We start from the raw sequence: 18,925 nt of genomic DNA, 5'->3' as shown, positions 1-18,925 counted from the left end.
GGCGGTGTCTTAACCGCTTGACCAACGGGCCTTGCTTTATGTTCTAGTTAAAAGGATAGCGGCGGAGGGGATCGAACCCCCGACCTCACGGGTATGAACCGTACGCTCTAGCCAGCTGAGCTACACCGCCATAATGAAAATGCGCTAAGAAGCACAAGAACTATAATACAAAGGATTCGCTTGTCCGTCAATAGAAAGTTTTAAATTAAATGACGAAATCTCAAAAAATATCGGATGGATCATGAAAAAAAGCACCTGCTGAACAGCAGATGCTTTGTTGTAAAAATATATAGAAAGCAGCAACAAGTTAACCTCTTCTTGCTCCGCGCCCCCCACGTTTTGATTCCGTGTTACGTTTTAAAGATGTTAAGCGATCTTCGCTATCTTTTAAGAATTTGTTCATTTTTTGTTCAAACGATTCCTTCGGACGGAAATCATTTCTGCTTGGTCTTGATTGTTGTTGAGGACGATCTTTTGCTTTTTTAATGGACAAGCCGATTTTACCGTCTTTTTCAACGTTAATCACTTTCACTTCAACTTGTTCACCGACTTTTAAATGCTCATTAATATCTTTTACATAGTTATCGGCTACCTCACTGATATGAACGAGACCAGTTGAACCGCCTGGCAACTCCACAAAAGCTCCAAAATTTGTAATGCCCGTAACTTTCCCTTGTAACTTGCTGCCAACTTCAATCGACATAAAAAAAGTGCTCCTCCTTAGACTTATAAAAAAATCTCATTTGTTCAATTATACATAAACTGAATTTTAAGTGTCAACAAGGCTAATCGCTCTTATTGCCCACATCAAAGATTTTTTCGCCTTTTTTGGACATATAATAGTCCCGTCGTGCCAGTTCGAGTACGTATTCCTTGCTTTTCAGCTTCTTAATTTCATCAGAAATATCTTCCTGCTTTGTTTGTAATTGCTTCAACTCTTTTTCTAGCGCAACCTTCTTCTCTTCTTTTTCCTTTAGTGAAGACGATTGCGACCAGAGGGCACTTGTCACCAAGACAGCAAACATGAGCACGATTACACCAAACACGGTAAGCCTTCTAAGGAGTCCGCGACGTTTGCGTTTTAAGCGCTGCGCTTGCTGTTCCATTTGTTTTTGGTAATCATTTTGAATTTGTGCGATATTTCTTTTTCTCTTGTTCAAGATTGAAGGCCTCCTCTCTCACTTTGTCCAGAATTGTTTCCATTTCGTTTTGATGGTACCAGATAATTTCTTGGCCCCTTGTAAAATTCCTGCTCCTTTTGAGAAAAACAATCTCATTGATGTTCGCCATTTTTCGGGAATCCGATGAATAATGGTCACATTGAGTAACCAGATGAGCGGATAACAAACAATCGACAGCACCTTCCACACGAACCGAAACGTAAAACGAACTAGACGTAAGAGCGAGTGGAGCAAGAACAGTATAGCACTTATAACCAATGTGATCATCCAGCGGATCGGCTGGAAGACAATCGACATGACCAGCCTTTTCAGGAAGAGAACGGTCTGATATACACACATCATGATAAACTTGAGAATCTTAAGATACAGATGTTTCATCAATGCCTGATACATCGAGAAACCTAGAGCAACGGCTAGAAAAATATAAAGCCTGAATTCTCCCTCATTTGTCAGCAGCAGGACGTAAAAGAATAAGAGACCCTGTACCATCCAAAAAAGGAGATCGTGGATAATCAAAAGCCATTTTGCTGTTTTTTCCCGATTCACAAACAGCTTGTACGTATCAAGCGATGCGCCCAGCCAGATGCCCATCGCCGCCATGGAAAGCATCGTATAAAACTGGACTGTCAGCGTCATTTAAACAGCTTGCTAAAAAATCCTTTAGCTTTCTCCCCGTGCTGCTCATCCACATAGATTAAATCAAAAACACGCCCTTTAATCGACACAACGCCCTTTTCGACGTCTAGGTTTTTCATTTGCAGATTTTCTCCGCGGATGGCGAGAATCCCCATGACCGTCTCCAGCAGAAATTCCTCACTATCAAAACTTTCCACTTGTTTGACACCAGTAATATCTAAATGCTTTCTGTTTCGCATTGTGACATTATGCTCCGCGTCTGATGACAGCTTCGTGCCTTGAGGTTGATTATAATATTGATTCATCTATACATCCCCCATATCTCATACTTGCATGTTACTGCATTGTATGTGATAAGAGGGTCATTTAGAACAAGCCCTATTCTGCTGTTTTTTCTTCTTTTAGCACAGTATACATGCCAGCCGCTTCTTCTTTTTTCGTCGTGTCCTTTAACTCGTTGACTTGAACAGTCACTAGTTTTTGACCAAAGCGGATTTGCAGCTCATCTCCTTCTTTCACGTCAGAGCTTGCTTTCGCCTGTGTTCCGTTAATAGAAATCCTGCCTTGATCAGCTACTTCTTTTGCCAATGTTCTTCTTTTAATTAAACGGGACACTTTTAAAAATTTATCTAGTCTCATGTGCCTTCACCTCTTTCTATGCGTTTTGCATCGTTCCATAGATCGTCCATTTCCTCTAGCGTTAAGTCACCTAATGAACGGCCTATTTCCTTTGCTTTTTGTTCGATATGCTGAAAGCGCCGTATGAATTTTGTGTTGGCAGAAGCGAGTGCCGTTTCAGGCTCTAAGTGATAGAACCGGCCAATATTGACGAGAACAAACAAAAGATCTCCAAATTCATCTTTCATCTGCTTCGTTGCACCATCGTCCGTCTTCTCTGCCACTTCATCGAGAAATTCCTGCTTTTCTTCTTCGTATTTGTTCCAAATATCTTGAACATCTGTCCAATCAAAGCCTACCTTGGCAGCTTTCTTTTGGAGCTTATATGCCTTTGTTAGTGCTGGAAGTGTCGCCGGAATCGATTGCAAAATAGAACCGGTCCGCTCTGGCTTCTCCTGCTGCTTGATTTTTTCCCAGTTGGCAACCACATCTGCTGCCTCAGAAACATTCGTGTCACCAAACACATGGGGGTGCCGCCGAATCATTTTTTCTGTGACATGCTGAATGACGTCATCGATTGAGAAATAACCGTCATCTTCGCCAATTTGAGCGTGAAGCAGCACCTGCAGCAGCACATCGCCAAGCTCTTCCACCATATGATCTGGGTCATCTTCATCTATCGCTTCAAGCAGTTCATAGCATTCTTCAATTAAATATGGTTTGAGTGATTCATTTGTTTGTTTTTGATCCCATGGGCAGCCGCCCGGACCTCTTAATGTACGTATGACGTCACGGAAGGTGTCAAATTGTTGATAAAGCAGCTGTTCATCTTGAATCGGAGGAACATAAACACTCGTTAAGTTATTTATCGACACATCTCGATCAAGTTCAAATAAAGGAACGGCAGTAATCTGTTCCTGACTGCTTCCAGCTGCAGTCACAATATAAACTTCATAATCGTCGGGAAGCTTTTCCATCAGTGTGAGTTTCACATTCGAAGCTGTCATCTGATCATATACCTGACAAATCAGGACGTGCTGGGTTAATTTCAGATCATCCGCTCTCATATCCCCTGCATCAACGAATTGTAATCCCTCGATGGGATCAATCTGCAAGGAGTTGAATGTCGCATCTAGAAAGCTTTGTCCACCAGCGACAGACACCTCAATCCCGCGCTCTTTCTGCCCGGAAACGAGCAGCTGTACGGTCTTTTCCGCCACAAATGGATGACCAGGTACTGCGTACACAATGTCTTTTTCCGCTGCCTCTGAAAATAATATTTCGGTAATTTCCTGATACACCTGATCAAACTGATCGTGCTTTTCATAAATTTCATCAAAAAAGGTGAGAGCTGGGACCTCCTGCATCAACTCTGCGGTAAGCGGATGATCCTGCGTTCTCATAAATACTTCTTTCGCCTGCTTCAGCTGCTTATATACACCGAGCGTCAGCTGATCCATGTCGCCTGCCCCGAGACCGACGACGGTAATCTTACCTGCCATTTTGATTCCCTCTCATCTGTTTAAAATATAAAATCTTTTCTCCTAATGGAATGAGTCTCCATTCCTCGTCCGTAAATACTTCTAGCTTAAGAATACTATATAAAAAGGCGAAACCACCAATAAAAACTGATGTCAGGCTCTCTAAAACGGAAAACGGACGTTTTTCAAAGGGGATGACCCATGAAAACAGAGCCTGATATCCTATTAAGACCACAGCCATGAAGGCGGCTGATAAAAGAATTTTCACCGGGAACAGCTCTCTCAACGAAATCCATCCTTTATGCTTCAAATAAACGGCATTGAGCACAGCTGCTGTGAGAAAACCACATACAGTTGACCATGCGGCACCTTGGATGCCAAATAACGGTACAAGCGCAATCGTTAGAATCCATTTCACCAGCACGCTGAGGACCACCACAACAGCAGGGTACACAGTATGCCCGAGCCCTTGCAGTAAAGCCGTCTGCGTAATGGCAATCGATGTAAAGGCGATCGATATACAGAATATTTGCAAGGCATCGGTGCCTAAATCATTACGAAAAAGCATTGTATTGACTGGTGCTAAAATACAAATCAGTCCAACCGCTGACCCTATCCCTAATACCGACGTGGTCTTAACCGATGACCGAACTTTTTGCCGTATCGTTTCATGCTCTCCATTCCTCATGGCTGCTGATAAAAATGGCACAAGAGAGGTTCCGATGCTGATGGCAAACACCGTTCCGAGCTGTAAGAAAGGCTGGCCTCGGTCATATACACCTTTCGCCGCCTTTGCCGCCGCTTCACTGAGACCCTCGCTGCGCAGCAGCGCATACAGATGAAAAGCATCAATCATTTGCATCCATAAAATGAGCAAACCGCTGACACAAATCGTCAATGTATACAGCACCAAACTCTTCATAACATCTTTTTTTCGAAGTGTCGCCTGTTTGCCTGACATACTTGCAGCAGACTGCTTTCGATAGGTCAGCCAAAGGAAAAGAAGCAAAATGAGCGAGGCCGCACTTCCCGCGATAGAAGAGAACACTGCACCCGCCCCTGTTTCATAAAGCGAATAGCCGTGCCTCACGAAATAGAAGGATAAAACAAGCAGGACACCTACCCTGATGAGCTGCTCAACCAACTGAGAAACAGCCGTTGGAAGCATCAGACCGTCACTCTGAAAAACTCCCCTCAGCATCACAGTGAGCGGCAGAAATAGAAACACAAAAGCACTCATCTGGATAAGCAGAATTAATTGACTGTCTGCCATAAGACCCGCAATTGTGCCTGCTCCTATGTAAAGACAAAGAAATAAGACCAGGCTCAGTAAAGTGATATAGACCAAGGATACCCTTGTAATGATCCGTCGATTCTCTTCCCCATGCTCACTCAAAAGCTTGGACACCATGACAGGAAAACCTGTTGTACCAAGCATGATGGCAATGCCAAGGAAAGGATATACCTGCTGATAAATATAAAACCCTGTGTCCCCTACGATGTTTTGAAACGGGACACGGTAAACGGCACTTAGTACCTTTGATAACAAGCCTGCGATGGTCAAAATCACCGCACCCTGGAAAAGCCAGTGCGGCTGATTCACTGCATTTTTCATGGATGACTCCTTTAAAATAGATCTACAGTTAAACGCACTCATTATATCATACGTGAAAAAGACGTTCCTTTCTAAGGAGTAGACGGCACATGTCTCGTTTTGTTTCATTCCATATAAAAAACCGACAAAATCAAATGATTTCATCGGCATTCTTTCGTTTTATCAAAATGATATAGAGTTATTAGACCTAATGTTCCATTTGACGGGCTAAGAAGCCAGCTGCTGTCTCTGCCGCTTTATGCTCCACTTCTCCCATTGAACGCTCTTTAGAAAATAAGACGACAGCGCCAATCGGATCTCCGTTTGCAACAATAGGTGCAATGGTATAAGAAGATACGTCATCATCAATACCATCGACAAGTTGAATTTCTTTTTTGCTTTCTTCTAACACAGAATTACGCTGATCCATTGTTCGTTCAAGTAAATCACTGATGGATTTGTTTAAGTACTCTTTTTTCGAACTGCCGGATACAGCAATATACGTATCTCGATCACAGATCAGGATGGAATGACCCAAACTGTCGAATAATGCATCAGCATATTCCTTCGCAAAGTCTCCTAGCTCACTAATCGGCGAATACTTCTTCAAAATCACTTCTCCATCGCGGTCGACGAAAATCTCAAGCGGATCTCCTTCCCGAATGCGCAATGTTCTGCGAATCTCCTTCGGAATAACCACTCTACCTAGATCATCGATGCGGCGTACAATTCCAGTTGCTTTCATTCACTGCTGCCTCTCTTTCGTTTGATGATGTGTTGGGTGAATGGAACAAAAGCGTCCACTTTATGCAACATTCACCACTTGACCCTGAGTTTAGTATCCGTCACATCAAACGTAATATACACGAGAGACAAACAAAATTTTATGAAGATGGAATGGTTTCTTTTTTCACATCTTGAAGGCCTCGAAGCATGTTAAGAACAACCTCAAGCCATTCCTCTGTCTTCTTGCCTTTCGTTTGGACAGAAATAATCAGCTTGCTGCCTTCCATTCCCAATCCGATTTCACGTCCATATTTACTGCCAAGCTCAAATAATTTTTGGCCGTCGATTTCACCGCTTGCTTTCTCATCAAGGGTCATTCTGACAATGCCTTTCTCCATCTTGATCAGCTCGACACGTTCCTGGACAGCGTACACCTTCATTGTCGCAATCGTAAACAAGTCAGCCACTTCTTGCGGATATTCACCAAATCGGTCGATCATTTCATCCTGAAGCTCTTTTCTCTCTTCAATCGATCCAATTGCTCTGAACTGTTTATACATTTCAATCTTTTGCTTGCCATCCGAAATATAAGTGTCTGGGATGTAAGCATCAATTTGCAGATCAATTTCTGGCTCGAATTTATCTTGAGCCGTTGTATCGCCTCTTCTTTCCTCAATGGCTTCTTTCAGCATTTGAGAATAGAGATCGAATCCAACCGAATCAATGAAGCCATGCTGCTGAGCACCAAGTAAGTTCCCTGCTCCTCGAATTGTTAAATCACGCATCGCAATTTTAAACCCAGATCCGAGCTCTGTGAATTCTTTAATGGCTTGAAGTCTTTTCTCCGCAACTTCAGAAAGAACTTTATCTTTTCGATACGTGAAATAAGCATAAGCGACACGGTTCGAACGCCCGACTCGTCCTCTTAGCTGGTACAGCTGAGAGAGCCCCATTTTATCGGCATCGTGGACGATGAGCGTGTTCACATTTGGAATATCGACTCCCGTTTCAATGATGGTGGTACTGACCAATACATCTGATTCACCTTCAAGGAAATTGATCATCACTGATTCCAGCTCGTTCTCACTCATTTTCCCGTGTGCATAACTGACTTTTGCGTCTGGGACCAGCATGGAGATTTCGTCTGCTTTTCGTTCAATATCCTCAACACGGTTGTAAAGGAAGTACACTTGACCGCCGCGTGCTAATTCTCGCTCAATCGCTTCTCTGACTAAAGCGCCATTGTACTCGACCACATAGGTTTGAACAGGGAATCGATTTTCAGGCGGTGTTTCAATCACTGATAAATCCCGCACGCCTAGCATGGACATATGAAGCGTACGCGGAATTGGCGTAGCCGTTAATGTCAGTACGTCGATATTGGCTTTCATCTGTTTAATTTTCTCTTTATGCGTCACACCAAAACGCTGTTCCTCATCAATGATCAACAGGCCTAAATCCTTGTAGACGATGTCTTTTGAAAGAAGACGGTGTGTGCCGATAACCATATCGATCGTTCCGTTTTTCAGTCCTTTTAACGTTTCAGTTGTTTCTTTTCTTGTACGGAAACGGCTCAGCTGCGCGATTTTGACAGGGTAGTCTTGGAATCGGTCCATGATTGTGTCAAAATGCTGCTGTGCTAAGATGGTTGTCGGAACTAGCAGGGCTACCTGCTTCCCGTCAGCAATGGCTTTGAAGGCCGCTCGAATGGCCACCTCCGTTTTTCCGTAACCCACATCTCCACAAAGCAGACGGTCCATTGGACGTTCCCGCTCCATATCCTGTTTAATTTCGTGAATTGAACGGATTTGATCATCTGTTTCCTGGTAAGGGAACGCGGATTCAAACTGGCGCTGCATCTCATGATCAGGCGAGAAGGCATATCCTTTGCTTGCCTCGCGTTCTGCGTACAGTTTAATCAGATCATCTGCGATGTCCTGTACAGATGTTTCCACTTTTTTCTTCACACGTTTCCAATCGCTGCCGCCTAGTTTGTACAGCTTTGGTTCTTTACCTTCTGATCCTACATATTTCTGCACCTGATCAATTTGTTCAACCGGTACATAAAGCTTGTCGCTTCCTTGATAATGAATATTTAAATAATCTTTATGAATGCCGCCGATTTCAAGCGTTTCAATTCCTAAATATTTACCGATCCCGTGGTTAATGTGCACCACATAATCGCCGACTTGAAGCTCTGAATAGCTCTTGATTCGCTCTGCATTGGTCAGCTTTTGCTTACGTGCCTGTTTTTTCACACGTTTCTTGAAGAGTTCACCTTCTGTGATCACAGCAATTTTTGATAACGGCAATTCAAAGCCCGTTTGCAGCTCACCTTGTAAAATATACACCTGTCCGCTTACAAGCTCAGCGTTCGGTTTAGCAAGAGCGGCTTCAATGTCATAATCATGCAGAACAGACGACAGCTTTTCTGTCCGCTCTTCATCAGCACCTAAGAAGACAACCGTGTATTGCTGTTTTTTATAGCGTTCAATTTCACTCGCCAGCACATTCATCTGCCCGTGGAAATTCTGCATTTGCTTACTAGATACATTGACGATATTTTGCGGATTTGTCTGCTGGACATGTCTCAGAAACAAAGAGTAGTACAGAATGGATCTCGATTGCTGATTGATCAGTTCTTGGAACGGGAAAGATAGAGATAAATCATGAAGAATATTGCCTTCTTCAAGCAGACTAATTGTCCAATCGGCTTCTTCCTGTTCAAGCTGTTCTTCCATCTCCTGAATTCTGCTGATTTCATCTAAAATAATAATCGTATCCTGCGATGTGTAATCTAGCAAACTAGCAGGCTTTTCATAGAAATAGGACAGGTACTTCGTCATTTCCTGTGTCACGATGCCTTCTAGCAGCTTCTCGCGGTCAGCAGAAATATTTTGATGAAGCAGTTCTTTTTGCTGATCTGAGTTGAATTTCTTTAAGCTCTTCGCCAGCCCTTGATCAAGCTGTTCAATGGCTCTCACTCGTTCAGGACCTCTCACAATTAACTCTTTTGCAGGACCTATTTTGATTTCTTGAAGGGTTTCTAATGAACGCTGTGTATCCGAATGAAACGTTCGAATCGAGTCTACTTCTGTATCAAACAGTTCAATACGGATTGGATGATCTTCCGTTAATGCATAGATGTCGATAATTCCTCCGCGCACACTAAAATCTCCGGGCGCTGCAACCATCGACGTCCGGTCATAACCAATTTGTACGAGCTGTTTTGAAAACGCCTCCAAATCAATTTCTTCACCGATCTTTAAATGGATCTGACTCTCCTTCCAGAGCTCAACTGGCGGAAGCATCCTGCGAACCGCAGCAGCGGGAGTGACGATAATGGGGTTTTCTCCATTCGCAAGTCGATTCAAGACATCCAAACGCTGTGCTCTCAGCTCAGGACTGGCCACTGCAATTTCTGAAGCGATGAGTTCATTGACAGGATAGAGAAGAACCGAGCGATCCGGCATCACACTTGCTAGATCATCTGTTACCTTCTGCGCCTGATATAAATTGTGAGTCACAATAAACATTGGCCGCTTCAGTTCGTCTGATATCGCGGCTGTAAATAAAGATCTGACGGAGCCTGATAGTCCGGCAAGCAGCTGTTCTTTTAACCCTTCCTTTAGTCCATTAAAAATGGACTGAAAATCATCACTTTGTTTGATAAATGATTGTATGTTTTTCATTTGGCTCCTCCTCCCTGTTTGTTTAAAACAGAAAAACGCTTTGGTCTAATATCTACACCAAAGCTTTTTATTGAATAAAAGTATGATACTGATGGTAATCAGGATTTCTTTCAAGCGCCTCTTGGCAATCCTCACAAATGGTTTGTACATGTAAATCACCATTTTCCCTATAAGAAATCATATCGTTTCTTTCCTCATTTGTTAAGTGATGAAATCCAAGTGCTTCACTTTGGACAGCAGATTCATCTAGACTGCCCACCTTTACACCACAGTGGCGGCAATAATAATGCAAAGCCATACGTGATCCTCCCATGCTGAGATTTTATGATCAGTATGTGCTTCGCTTATCATTCTTATACCTTCTTGTTAAAATCATTCATCACTTCTAAAAATGGCTTTTTTAAAGCCGCTTCACAAGCCTCGACAGACGATTGAATGGCTGATGCGATGTCAGACTGTTCCTCTTCTGAGAAACGTCCTAGTACGTAATCAACGACCTTCATGCCGTTTTGAGGACGTCCAATGCCGATACGGAACCGGTCAAATTCAGGTGAACCTAAATGCTGAATTAGTGATTTGATTCCATTATGCCCGCCTGCACTTCCTTTTGTACGTAAGCGAATCCGGCCAGTTGGCAAATCAAGATCATCATAGATCACTTTCAAATGTTCAAGGGGAATATCGTAATAGTCCATCAGCGGACGCACACATTCTCCTGATAAGTTCATATATGTAAGCGGCTTTACAAGTAGAACCTTTTGCCCCGAAACAAACCCAGTTCCAAATTGTCCATGGAATTTTGATTGATTTAAAGGAATGTCCCATTTTTTTGATAATTCATCTATTGTCATAAACCCGACATTATGTCTTGTTTTTTCATATTCTTTTCCTGGATTGCCTAATCCAACGAATGCAATCATGAAACCAATAACCTCCTTTGTCACACAGCACACGCCTAAAAAATGAGCCAATCAGATTGCCTCATGTAAAAACGTATGAATTCTTTTCATTCTAGCACAAAAGACGCAACCGCGGGAGGGTTACGTCTCTAAATGACCAGTTATTCTCCATCGTCATCCTTTTCTTTAATGGCCTCAGGCTCTTGCGGCTCTTCTTCGCTATCTGGCTCAGGAACCTCTGATTGCTGAGGCGGCAGAATGGAGGCAACGACTTCTTCTGGATCGTTATTGATTTGATAAGATGACTGAACAGGCAGATCAGCAACTGTTAAGACATCATTGACTTCTAAGTTTGTAATATCAGCTTCAATATTCTGCGGAATATCTTTTGGTTTCGCTGTAACAGATAGTTCAAATAGTGGCTGCTGAAGCACACCGCCATCTTTTACCCCTTTAGACTCGCCAATCAGCTGTATTGGTACATCTGCCTCAATTTCACGCTGTAAGTCAACGACTTGGAAATCAGCATGAACAAGTTCGTTTTTCAGCGGATCTGTTTGTAATTCTGTCACCATAACAGATTTCGTTTCACCACCCACGTCTAAGGTGATGATTGTATTCTTCCCTTCATCACGTAAGGTTTTTAATAAATCGATGCTGTCTAATGAAACAGCCAGATTGTCTGTATTTTTTCCGTATATGACACCAGGAACGTGTCCTGAATGACGGATTTTTTGCAGTGTGGAACGTTTGAAATCAGTTCTTTTATTTGCTTTTAAAGTTGCCATATTCAGCACCATCCTATTTCTTTTTTGTCACTACTCTCATAATTACCCATAACCGAATCATTTTAAACCTATTTGCCGTGAATGATGATAGCAAAAAGACCCCAAGCTTGATGCCTAGGGCCTTTTTTAATCAGAAAATTAGCTAAAAAGGTAGCTCACAGATTCTTCTTCATGTACACGGATGATGGCTTCTGCAAGCAAAGGCCCAACTGAAAGCGGAATGAATTTTCCAGCTTTCTTGTCATCAGTTAATTGAATACTGTTTGTCACAACTAATTCTTTAATTTTAGAGTTTGTGATGCGTTCTACTGCTGGTCCAGACAAGACTGGGTGCGTACAGCAAGCATATACTTCAGCTGCTCCATTTTCGACTAGCGCATTTGCAGCAAGTGTAATAGTACCAGCTGTATCAATGATATCATCGATTAGAATGGCCGTTTTGCCTTCAATGTTACCAATAATGTTCATGACTTCAGCAACGTTTGGCTTTGGACGGCGTTTGTCGATAATTGCGATTGGCGCTTTCAGGCGGTCTGCCATTTTACGCGCACGTGTCACACCACCGTGGTCAGGAGACACAACAACGATATCATTCAAGTTCTTCTGTTCGAAATAGTTTGTTAAGATTGGCACAGCCATTAAGTTATCGATTGGAATATCGAAGAAACCTTGGATTTGCGGCGCATGAAGATCAAGCGCAATCACACGTGTAGCACCTGCTGTTTCAAGCAAGTTTGCAAAAAGCTTCGCAGTGATTGGCTCACGAGGTTTTGCTTTACGATCTTGACGTGCATATCCGTAATAAGGGATCACAATATTGACAGTTTTCGCAGAAGCGCGTTTTAGCGCATCCACCATAATGAGCAGTTCCATAATATGCTCATTGACTGGCGCACTTGTTGATTGAATAACATAACAATCACAGCCGCGGATACTTTCTTCAATATTGATTTGGACTTCACCGTCACTAAAGCGTTTAACAGAGCTCTTTCCTACATCAACTCCGATACGATCGGCAATTTCTTTGGCAAGTTCAGGGTTTGAATTCAAAGAGAATATCTTTAAATTCGCATCAGCATAACGATTAGACATGGTAAACCTCCGGGTATTTGGATTATTTTTTATGAATATTTTTCACATAATCTTCTTTATTGACTTGTCTTGCTCTAGCAATAGACAATGCATCCTGCGGTACATCTTCTGTAACCGTTGAACCGGCTGCAACATATGCCCCTTTTCCGACAGTGACTGGTGCAACGAGATTTGAATTACAGCCAATAAATGCGCCGTCTTCAATCTTCGTTAAGAATTTGTTTTTCCCATCATAGTTGACTGTAATGGAACCACAGCCAAGATTTACATCAGTTCCGACCTCTGCGTCTCCAATGTAGCTTAGATGAGATGCTTTGCTGCGGTCTCCAAAAACTGTTTTCTTGATTTCGACAAAATTTCCGATTTTTACTTCATCGCCAATTTTCGACAATGGGCGAATATGAGCAAACGGTCCAATTGTCACATCAACTCCAACCTCACTATCGCAGACGACAGATTGCTTAATAACTGTTCGATCTCCGATGATGCTGTCAACAATTTCAGTGTTTGGCCCTATAGTGGCGTCTGCACCAATTTTTACATTCCCTTTGATGACCGTCCCAGGATAAATAACTGTATCTTCACCGATGACAGCATCTGGCGAAATATACGTGTTCTCAGGATCAATCAAGGTCACACCATTCTTCATATGCTGATGATTAATACGTCGCTTCATGAATTGCTCTGCTTGTGATAGAGCGATACGGTCATTAACTCCAAGTGTTTCTTCAAAATGCGGTGTTTGATAAGCTGCAACTGTTTGCCCTTCATTTTTTAGAATTTCAATAACGTCTGGCAAGTAGTATTCACCCTGTGCATTTTCATTCGACACTTGCTCAATCACACGGAAGAGATCTTCATTTGAAAAGCAATAAGTCCCTGTATTAATTTCATTCACTTGACGCTCTGCATCGTTCGCATCTTTATGCTCCACAATTTTCACGACAGCACCTGTTTCGTCACGAATAATACGGCCATAGCCTGTTGGATCATCCGCATGTGCTGTTAAAATAGTGACTTTTGCTTGATGTTTTTGATGCTCGCTTAACATGGCTTCCATTGTTTCCGCTGTCAATAATGGCGTATCACCACAAATGACAATGGTTGTTCCCTTTTCCTGCGCGAGGAACGACTTTGCTTGTTTAACGGCATGGGCTGTTCCCAGCTGTTCTTCTTGAAGTGCATACTCACTTCTGTCTCCAAGCTGCTCTTTCACGTCCTCTGCACCATGACCGACAATCGTCACCAGCTTGGCTAAAGAAAGCTTTAACGCTTCATCTGCCACATGCTCGACCATTGGCTTTCCGCAAACTGGATGAAGTACTTTATATAGCTTTGACTTCATTCTCGTTCCTTTTCCCGCTGCTAAAATCACTGCGAACCGCTTATCCATTGATTGGCCTCCAATATCCCTATTATCCATAGAAAAATATATCCTAAATAAAGACTGATTTCAAGGATACATAAGGAAGTACAATAATTTTCTAACAGATGAATGACTTAAGAAACAAGAGAAAGAACGCAAAAAAGACAGCATTTAAAAGAAAACATTCATTTTCTCTTAAAGCTGTCTTTTTAGGTTCACGTATGATTAAGAAGCTCCAGCTTCTTCATATTCAATTGTTTCTTCCTCTTCGCCTAAGCGATGATATTCATTTAATACAGCATCTTGGATTTTACCCCGAGTGCTTGAATTAATTGGATGTGCAATGTCGCGAAACTCTCCATCGGGCGTGCGTTTGCTAGGCATTGCAACAAACAACCCATTATTTCCATCAATCACACGAATATCATGAACAACAAATTCGTGGTCCAGCGTGATGGATGCAATCGCCCTCATGCGACCATCGGTATTCACGCGGCGTAATCTTACGTCAGTAACTTCCACAGTAGTTCACCACCTTTTCCCAATATAAAAGCATTACTTAGGTATTCAACGATCGTGGTGATTCTCCTGCTCTTTTTTTAAACTTTTTTTGAAATATCGGGATATTTATACATTATTTGTCATATTCGTGACGACGCTTACATTCTCAGCATAAAAAAAGACATCATGATGATGTCTTTCCCTGCATATGATGAAACCAAACGGCTTTCATTGAGAGTGCCTGTTTATTTCACTAATGCAACTACTTCTATTTCTACAAGCGCATCCTTTGGAAGTCTTGCCACTTCCACACATGAACGAGCTGGCTTATGTGTATGGAAATACTCACCGTACACTTCATTCACTTCAGCGAATTGTTCCATATCTTTGATGAAAACAGTTGCTTTCACGACTGTTTCAAAGGAAGCACCTGCTGCTTCAAGTACAGCCTCAAGATTACGGAATACTTGATGTGTTTGTTCTTTAATATCTCCATTGACAAAATCTCCAGCTGGGGTTAATGGAATCTGCCCTGAGCTGTAAAACATGTTATTGACAATAATTCCTTGAGAGTAAGGTCCAATGGCTGCTGGTGCATGTTTGGTTTGAACAACTTTTGTCATATCAATCTCTCCCATTCAAATACATGTTTAATCAAAGCTTACGCTTTCGGATGAAAAAACTCGTGGAAATTGCCTTCATTGATCTCAATGATTTTTTGCTTCATATCAATGGTTGAAAGCTTTAACAACGAGACATATTCATCGACAAGACGTTCATCTACGCCTTCATCTTCTAAAAGAACACCGATCCCTGCAACATTTGCATTAAATTCCTCAAGCAAATTCATCATGCCGTTAATGGTTCCGCCCGCTTTCATAAAGTCATCAATGATCAGCACATTGGAGCCTTTATCTAAGCTGCGCTTTGCAAGGGACATGGTTTGAATTCGGTTAGACGAACCTGACGCATAATTAATACTGACTGTTGATCCTTCGGTTACCTTATTATCTTTTCTAACGATCACAACAGGCACATTTAAATAACCCGCAACAGAATAGGCAATTGGAATACCCTTTGTCGCAACGGTCATGACGACATCAATCGCACGGTCCGCAAAGATGGTCGCAAACAGCTTACCGATTTTCGCAAGAATCGATGGATTGCCTAAAACATCGGTTAAATATAAATAACCGCCAGGAAGTACACGTTCAGGAGTTGATAATGCCTCTCCGATATCGTTTACTACGTCATCTGCTTCTTTTAGGTGAATTTTAGGAATATATTTCACTCCGCCAGCAGCGCCAGGTACAGTAAGCAATGTGCCTATTCCCTGCTGTTCGAAGGTCTGTTTGATAATCGTTAAGTCTTCACTAATGGAGGACTTTGCAGATTGATAACGTTCTGCAAAAAAAGTTAAAGGTACTAGTACGTGCGGGTGGGCTAACAAATAATTTGTTAAGTCCACCAATCTGCCGCTTCGACGAAACTTCATGAACTTACCCCCAGAACCCGAATAATTTATGAATAATATAACTTAATATACGGATTTAATCAAGGGCATTTTGTTCGCCGATCATGCGGACAGCGTATACTTGATCACAAAATCCTCTCAGTCCGTTATATATTCTTTGTACCTTCGATTCATATTGAATCAAGCCAAATACAGTTGGGCCGCTTCCACTCATTAATACAGCATCAGCACCGAAACGCTTCATCTGTCTTTTGATCATATCTACTTCCGGATACATCTTTAATGTCACAGACTCCAGAACGTTACCGAGTGAGCCGCACATCTCTTTATAATCTTTCGCTTCAATGGCTTCAATCATACGCTGTACATTTGGGTGTTCTACTTTGCTTGCGTCATATTGTCTATAAACTTCAGCTGTAGATACCCCAATCACCGGCTTCGCTAAAATCACCCAGCAATGCGGCGGTGTGGCGATATGCTTCAGTTTCTCTCCACGTCCTGTCGCTAGTGCTGTGCCTCCGTGTACACAAAAAGACACATCTGAGCCAATCTCCGCTCCAAGCTCAGCTAGTTCATCTAACGTGAGATTCAACTTCCACAAACGGTTTAAACCGCGAAGCGCTGCTGCAGCATCACTGCTGCCTCCAGCTAAACCTGCTGCAACAGGAATTGCTTTTGTGATGACAATCGATACCCCTTTTTGAATACCGAACCTTGTTTTCAGTAATTTAGCCGCTTGATAAGCCAAGTTACGCTGATCATCTGGCACAAATCGATTATGAGATGATACACGGATTTCGTCTTTGTCCAGCTCCGTCAGCTCAAGTCGATCTGCAAGGTCTATTGTTGTCATCACCATCTCCACTTCGTGATATCCATCCGGTCTTTTTCCATGAACATCAAGTGAGAGATTAATTTTTGCCGGTGCTTTTTCTAAAATACGCAAACATTTCACCTACTTCTCCATCTAAACATAAGTATCAATATTGTATCACATTTGATGGATCTGATGAATATTGGCTTTTACGCCCAGCACACTGACTTTTTCAGCAAAAAAAGCCAGAGACACCTGAGGTATCCCTGACCATTTTTCTATCGTTGATTCTCATCCTGAGCCATGTGCTGCTGAGCTAATTCGATGGCACGTTTGACCATATTACCTGCGTCACGCGCACGAATTTCTCCCCAGCCTCCATTTTTGACGGTATCATAAAATCCAAGATCCTTCGCCAGCTCGTATTTGAACTCATCTGACATAATGCCTCGGCGTCTACCCAAACGAAACAGCCCCTTTAGTCGAGAATTCGAATCAGTGCCACTGCTTTTGTGGCTTTCTTATTTTGTATCGAATCCTTTCTTTTACCCCTTTCAAAAAATGGACAGACTCCCATTCAGAAAAAAAGGCAAAACAAAAAGCAGTAAACAAGAAGTTCACTGCCCATTAATAGGCGACTGAGCTAGCGGTATCATCGAACGTTAATTCGACCGTCTCAGTCAGTATATCTGCATAACTGTAAGAAACTCTTTCAAACGAATTCTCATCTTGATCTAATTGAATCACAAATACAGAAGGGTACGTTTCAGCTAAAATGCCCGAACGCTCAATTGTTTTACGGCGGCCTCCGTTAGCCTTTAACGTCAAACGTTTACCTAAGTTACCATCAAGCGATCTTTTGATGTCGGACAAAGTCTTCGCCATTGCATCCACCTCACTGAGATAATTATACAACAACGGCCCATTTTTGTCAAATAAAAATTAAATTATATCAACCAACACGAGCCATTGTCAACAAAATAATTTTGACAAACTTCTACCTTTTCTCCTCCCTATTTTTCTCAAATTCCGGTGAATTATGTATCCGTTTGAAATTTCTTTTTACACATAAAAAAAACCAGACTGAAATCAGTCGGGTTATGTCGATTCATGGTCTTTTTTATATGGCATACCTACCCTTAAAACACCCTTCGTCTCGATGCCTCCGAGACCTTTTTCTCTTGTTAATGTATTACGAAGCACATCCCACACATTGATTCGATCTACAAATGGAGTGAAGCTGATCTTCGCAACGATATAGACGGGATCGAGCGCATGGATGTTCACACGTGAAGGTGAGCTTGCAAAATTGGCACCTGCTTGGATCAATGATTCGAAATGAGATTGACAGGCGCCTGCAAAGATCACAAGCTGATCTAAATGAGGAATTTTCTTTCTTGCTTTTTGAACCGTCTCAACGAAATGACGAGAATGGCGATAGGCACCGATATCATTTACGCCGCCCTTTTGCTTGGAATACGCATCATGCCCTGTAATGACCAAAATATCAGGCCGATATTGATCAAGTAACGAATCGATCACGCTTGGCATTTTCTTCTCATGACAATGCACTCCGTACACAGGTACACCAATTCGTTCATATACATCTAAGCATTTCTTTAAGTATGAAGCATCTCCATCTAAATGAAGGACCTTTCCAGGCATGTGAAAATACTGCTCCTGATGCTGATATTGTCCAGAAGTATAATACTCTTGTTTTTCACGCAGCAGCTGATAATCCTGTCTTAGTAAGTCGAGCGATTCGTTAATTTTCCGTTCGTCGTCCTTTTCCCTTGTCAGCTGCTCCTCTTTTTGAATCAAGACGAGATCCGACATCTTAGCATCAGCAATCAGCCTCACTTCATTCCCATGCAATATGGCAGTGGCTTCGTGCTGATCTGTCTCATCAATTCGAATGATTCGAAACATAATATCCATTTGATAGGATGCCCTCGTCACCATATCTCCTATTTGAAATTGCATGCTGTTCACTCCACAATCAGGCTCATATCCTGTTGGTATCGTCTTTCATATATGCTGTTCTTTCTAGCCTATGCCCGAAC

The 18,925-nt window shown here is 42.2% G+C and carries 21 protein-coding genes and 1 tRNA gene; all 22 read right to left on the bottom strand.

Features of this window, described 5'->3' with window-relative positions; translation table 11 throughout:
• Positions 1-56: 56 nt before the first annotated feature.
• The 22 genes from BA81_RS18180 to yabG all read right to left on the bottom strand — a co-directional run bounded on the left by BA81_RS18180 (position 57) and on the right by yabG (position 18,845).
• Positions 57-130: transfer RNA gene (locus BA81_RS18180), tRNA-Met, on the bottom strand.
• A gap of 177 nt (positions 131-307) precedes the next feature.
• A complete protein-coding gene (locus BA81_RS18175; RefSeq protein WP_008357409.1) occupies positions 308-703 on the bottom strand; it encodes a S1 domain-containing RNA-binding protein in 396 nt (131 codons plus the stop codon).
• Positions 704-785: 82 nt separating this feature from the next.
• Positions 786-1,160, bottom strand: a complete 375-nt coding sequence (locus BA81_RS18170; protein WP_003217952.1) for an FtsB family cell division protein — start codon at positions 1,158-1,160, stop codon at positions 786-788.
• Between the two features lie 18 nt (positions 1,161-1,178).
• The gene (gene yabQ, locus BA81_RS18165; RefSeq protein WP_034284164.1) at positions 1,179-1,817 is read right to left on the bottom strand and encodes a spore cortex biosynthesis protein YabQ; all 639 of its coding nucleotides are present in this window, start codon (positions 1,815-1,817) and stop codon (positions 1,179-1,181) included.
• Positions 1,814-2,122 (bottom strand): sporulation protein YabP, encoded by a 309-nt coding sequence (gene yabP / locus BA81_RS18160; RefSeq protein ID WP_024425646.1) that lies wholly within the window; start codon positions 2,120-2,122, stop codon positions 1,814-1,816. The genes yabQ and yabP overlap by 4 nt, the downstream gene beginning before the upstream one ends.
• A 73-nt stretch (positions 2,123-2,195) precedes the next feature.
• Complete coding sequence (locus BA81_RS18155; RefSeq protein ID WP_008341839.1) at positions 2,196-2,456, bottom strand: RNA-binding S4 domain-containing protein; 261 nt, start codon at positions 2,454-2,456, stop codon at positions 2,196-2,198.
• Positions 2,453-3,937 (bottom strand): bifunctional methyltransferase/pyrophosphohydrolase YabN, encoded by a 1,485-nt coding sequence (yabN, locus tag BA81_RS18150; protein ID WP_034284163.1) that lies wholly within the window; start codon positions 3,935-3,937, stop codon positions 2,453-2,455. The genes BA81_RS18155 and yabN overlap by 4 nt, the downstream gene beginning before the upstream one ends.
• Entirely contained in the window at positions 3,927-5,531 is a 1,605-nt protein-coding gene (locus BA81_RS18145) for a putative polysaccharide biosynthesis protein (RefSeq protein ID WP_034284161.1), read from the bottom strand. Before BA81_RS18145 ends, yabN begins: the two co-directional genes overlap by 11 nt.
• Positions 5,532-5,718: 187 nt before the next feature.
• Entirely contained in the window at positions 5,719-6,255 is a 537-nt protein-coding gene (gene spoVT / locus BA81_RS18140; protein WP_034284159.1) for a stage V sporulation protein T, read from the bottom strand.
• Positions 6,256-6,394: 139 nt separating this feature from the next.
• Positions 6,395-9,928 carry a transcription-repair coupling factor gene (mfd, locus tag BA81_RS18135; protein WP_034284158.1) on the bottom strand — a complete coding sequence of 1,178 codons (3,534 nt, stop codon included), beginning with the start codon at positions 9,926-9,928 and terminating at the stop codon, positions 6,395-6,397.
• Positions 9,929-9,995: 67 nt separating this feature from the next.
• A complete protein-coding gene (gene fin, locus BA81_RS18130) occupies positions 9,996-10,226 on the bottom strand; it encodes an anti-sigma-F factor Fin (RefSeq protein WP_003217967.1) in 231 nt (76 codons plus the stop codon).
• Positions 10,227-10,281: 55 nt separating this feature from the next.
• Entirely contained in the window at positions 10,282-10,848 is a 567-nt protein-coding gene (gene pth, locus BA81_RS18125) for an aminoacyl-tRNA hydrolase (protein ID WP_034284157.1), read from the bottom strand.
• 140 nt (positions 10,849-10,988) lie between these two features.
• The gene (locus tag BA81_RS18120; protein ID WP_034284155.1) at positions 10,989-11,615 is read right to left on the bottom strand and encodes a 50S ribosomal protein L25/general stress protein Ctc; all 627 of its coding nucleotides are present in this window, start codon (positions 11,613-11,615) and stop codon (positions 10,989-10,991) included.
• Between the two features lie 138 nt (positions 11,616-11,753).
• The gene (locus BA81_RS18115; RefSeq protein ID WP_034284154.1) at positions 11,754-12,707 is read right to left on the bottom strand and encodes a ribose-phosphate diphosphokinase; all 954 of its coding nucleotides are present in this window, start codon (positions 12,705-12,707) and stop codon (positions 11,754-11,756) included.
• 22 nt (positions 12,708-12,729) lie between these two features.
• The gene (gene glmU, locus BA81_RS18110; RefSeq protein ID WP_024425640.1) at positions 12,730-14,100 is read right to left on the bottom strand and encodes a bifunctional UDP-N-acetylglucosamine diphosphorylase/glucosamine-1-phosphate N-acetyltransferase GlmU; all 1,371 of its coding nucleotides are present in this window, start codon (positions 14,098-14,100) and stop codon (positions 12,730-12,732) included.
• Positions 14,101-14,298: 198 nt separating this feature from the next.
• Positions 14,299-14,595, bottom strand: a complete 297-nt coding sequence (spoVG, locus tag BA81_RS18105) for a septation regulator SpoVG (RefSeq protein WP_008357439.1) — start codon at positions 14,593-14,595, stop codon at positions 14,299-14,301.
• Positions 14,596-14,819: 224 nt separating this feature from the next.
• A complete protein-coding gene (gene ridA / locus BA81_RS18100; protein ID WP_024425639.1) occupies positions 14,820-15,197 on the bottom strand; it encodes a 2-iminobutanoate/2-iminopropanoate deaminase in 378 nt (125 codons plus the stop codon).
• Positions 15,198-15,235: 38 nt separating this feature from the next.
• Positions 15,236-16,069: a pur operon repressor gene (gene purR, locus BA81_RS18095; protein WP_024427197.1), complete on the bottom strand. Its 834-nt coding sequence runs from the start codon at positions 16,067-16,069 to the stop codon at positions 15,236-15,238.
• A gap of 55 nt (positions 16,070-16,124) precedes the next feature.
• A complete protein-coding gene (gene ispE, locus BA81_RS18090; protein WP_019743558.1) occupies positions 16,125-16,994 on the bottom strand; it encodes a 4-(cytidine 5'-diphospho)-2-C-methyl-D-erythritol kinase in 870 nt (289 codons plus the stop codon).
• Between the two features lie 146 nt (positions 16,995-17,140).
• Complete coding sequence (locus tag BA81_RS18085) at positions 17,141-17,326, bottom strand: small, acid-soluble spore protein, alpha/beta type (protein WP_012008653.1); 186 nt, start codon at positions 17,324-17,326, stop codon at positions 17,141-17,143.
• 163 nt (positions 17,327-17,489) lie between these two features.
• A complete protein-coding gene (veg, locus tag BA81_RS18080; protein WP_003217979.1) occupies positions 17,490-17,747 on the bottom strand; it encodes a biofilm formation stimulator Veg in 258 nt (85 codons plus the stop codon).
• A 213-nt stretch (positions 17,748-17,960) separates the two neighbouring features.
• Positions 17,961-18,845: a sporulation peptidase YabG gene (gene yabG, locus BA81_RS18075; RefSeq protein WP_024427198.1), complete on the bottom strand. Its 885-nt coding sequence runs from the start codon at positions 18,843-18,845 to the stop codon at positions 17,961-17,963.
• Positions 18,846-18,925 lie beyond the last annotated feature (80 nt).

Origin of the sequence: Bacillus safensis FO-36b, assembly GCF_000691165.1 — a bacterium.
Lineage (GTDB): Bacteria > Bacillota > Bacilli > Bacillales > Bacillaceae > Bacillus > Bacillus safensis.
This window is presented reverse-complemented; position numbering and strand designations above follow the sequence as displayed.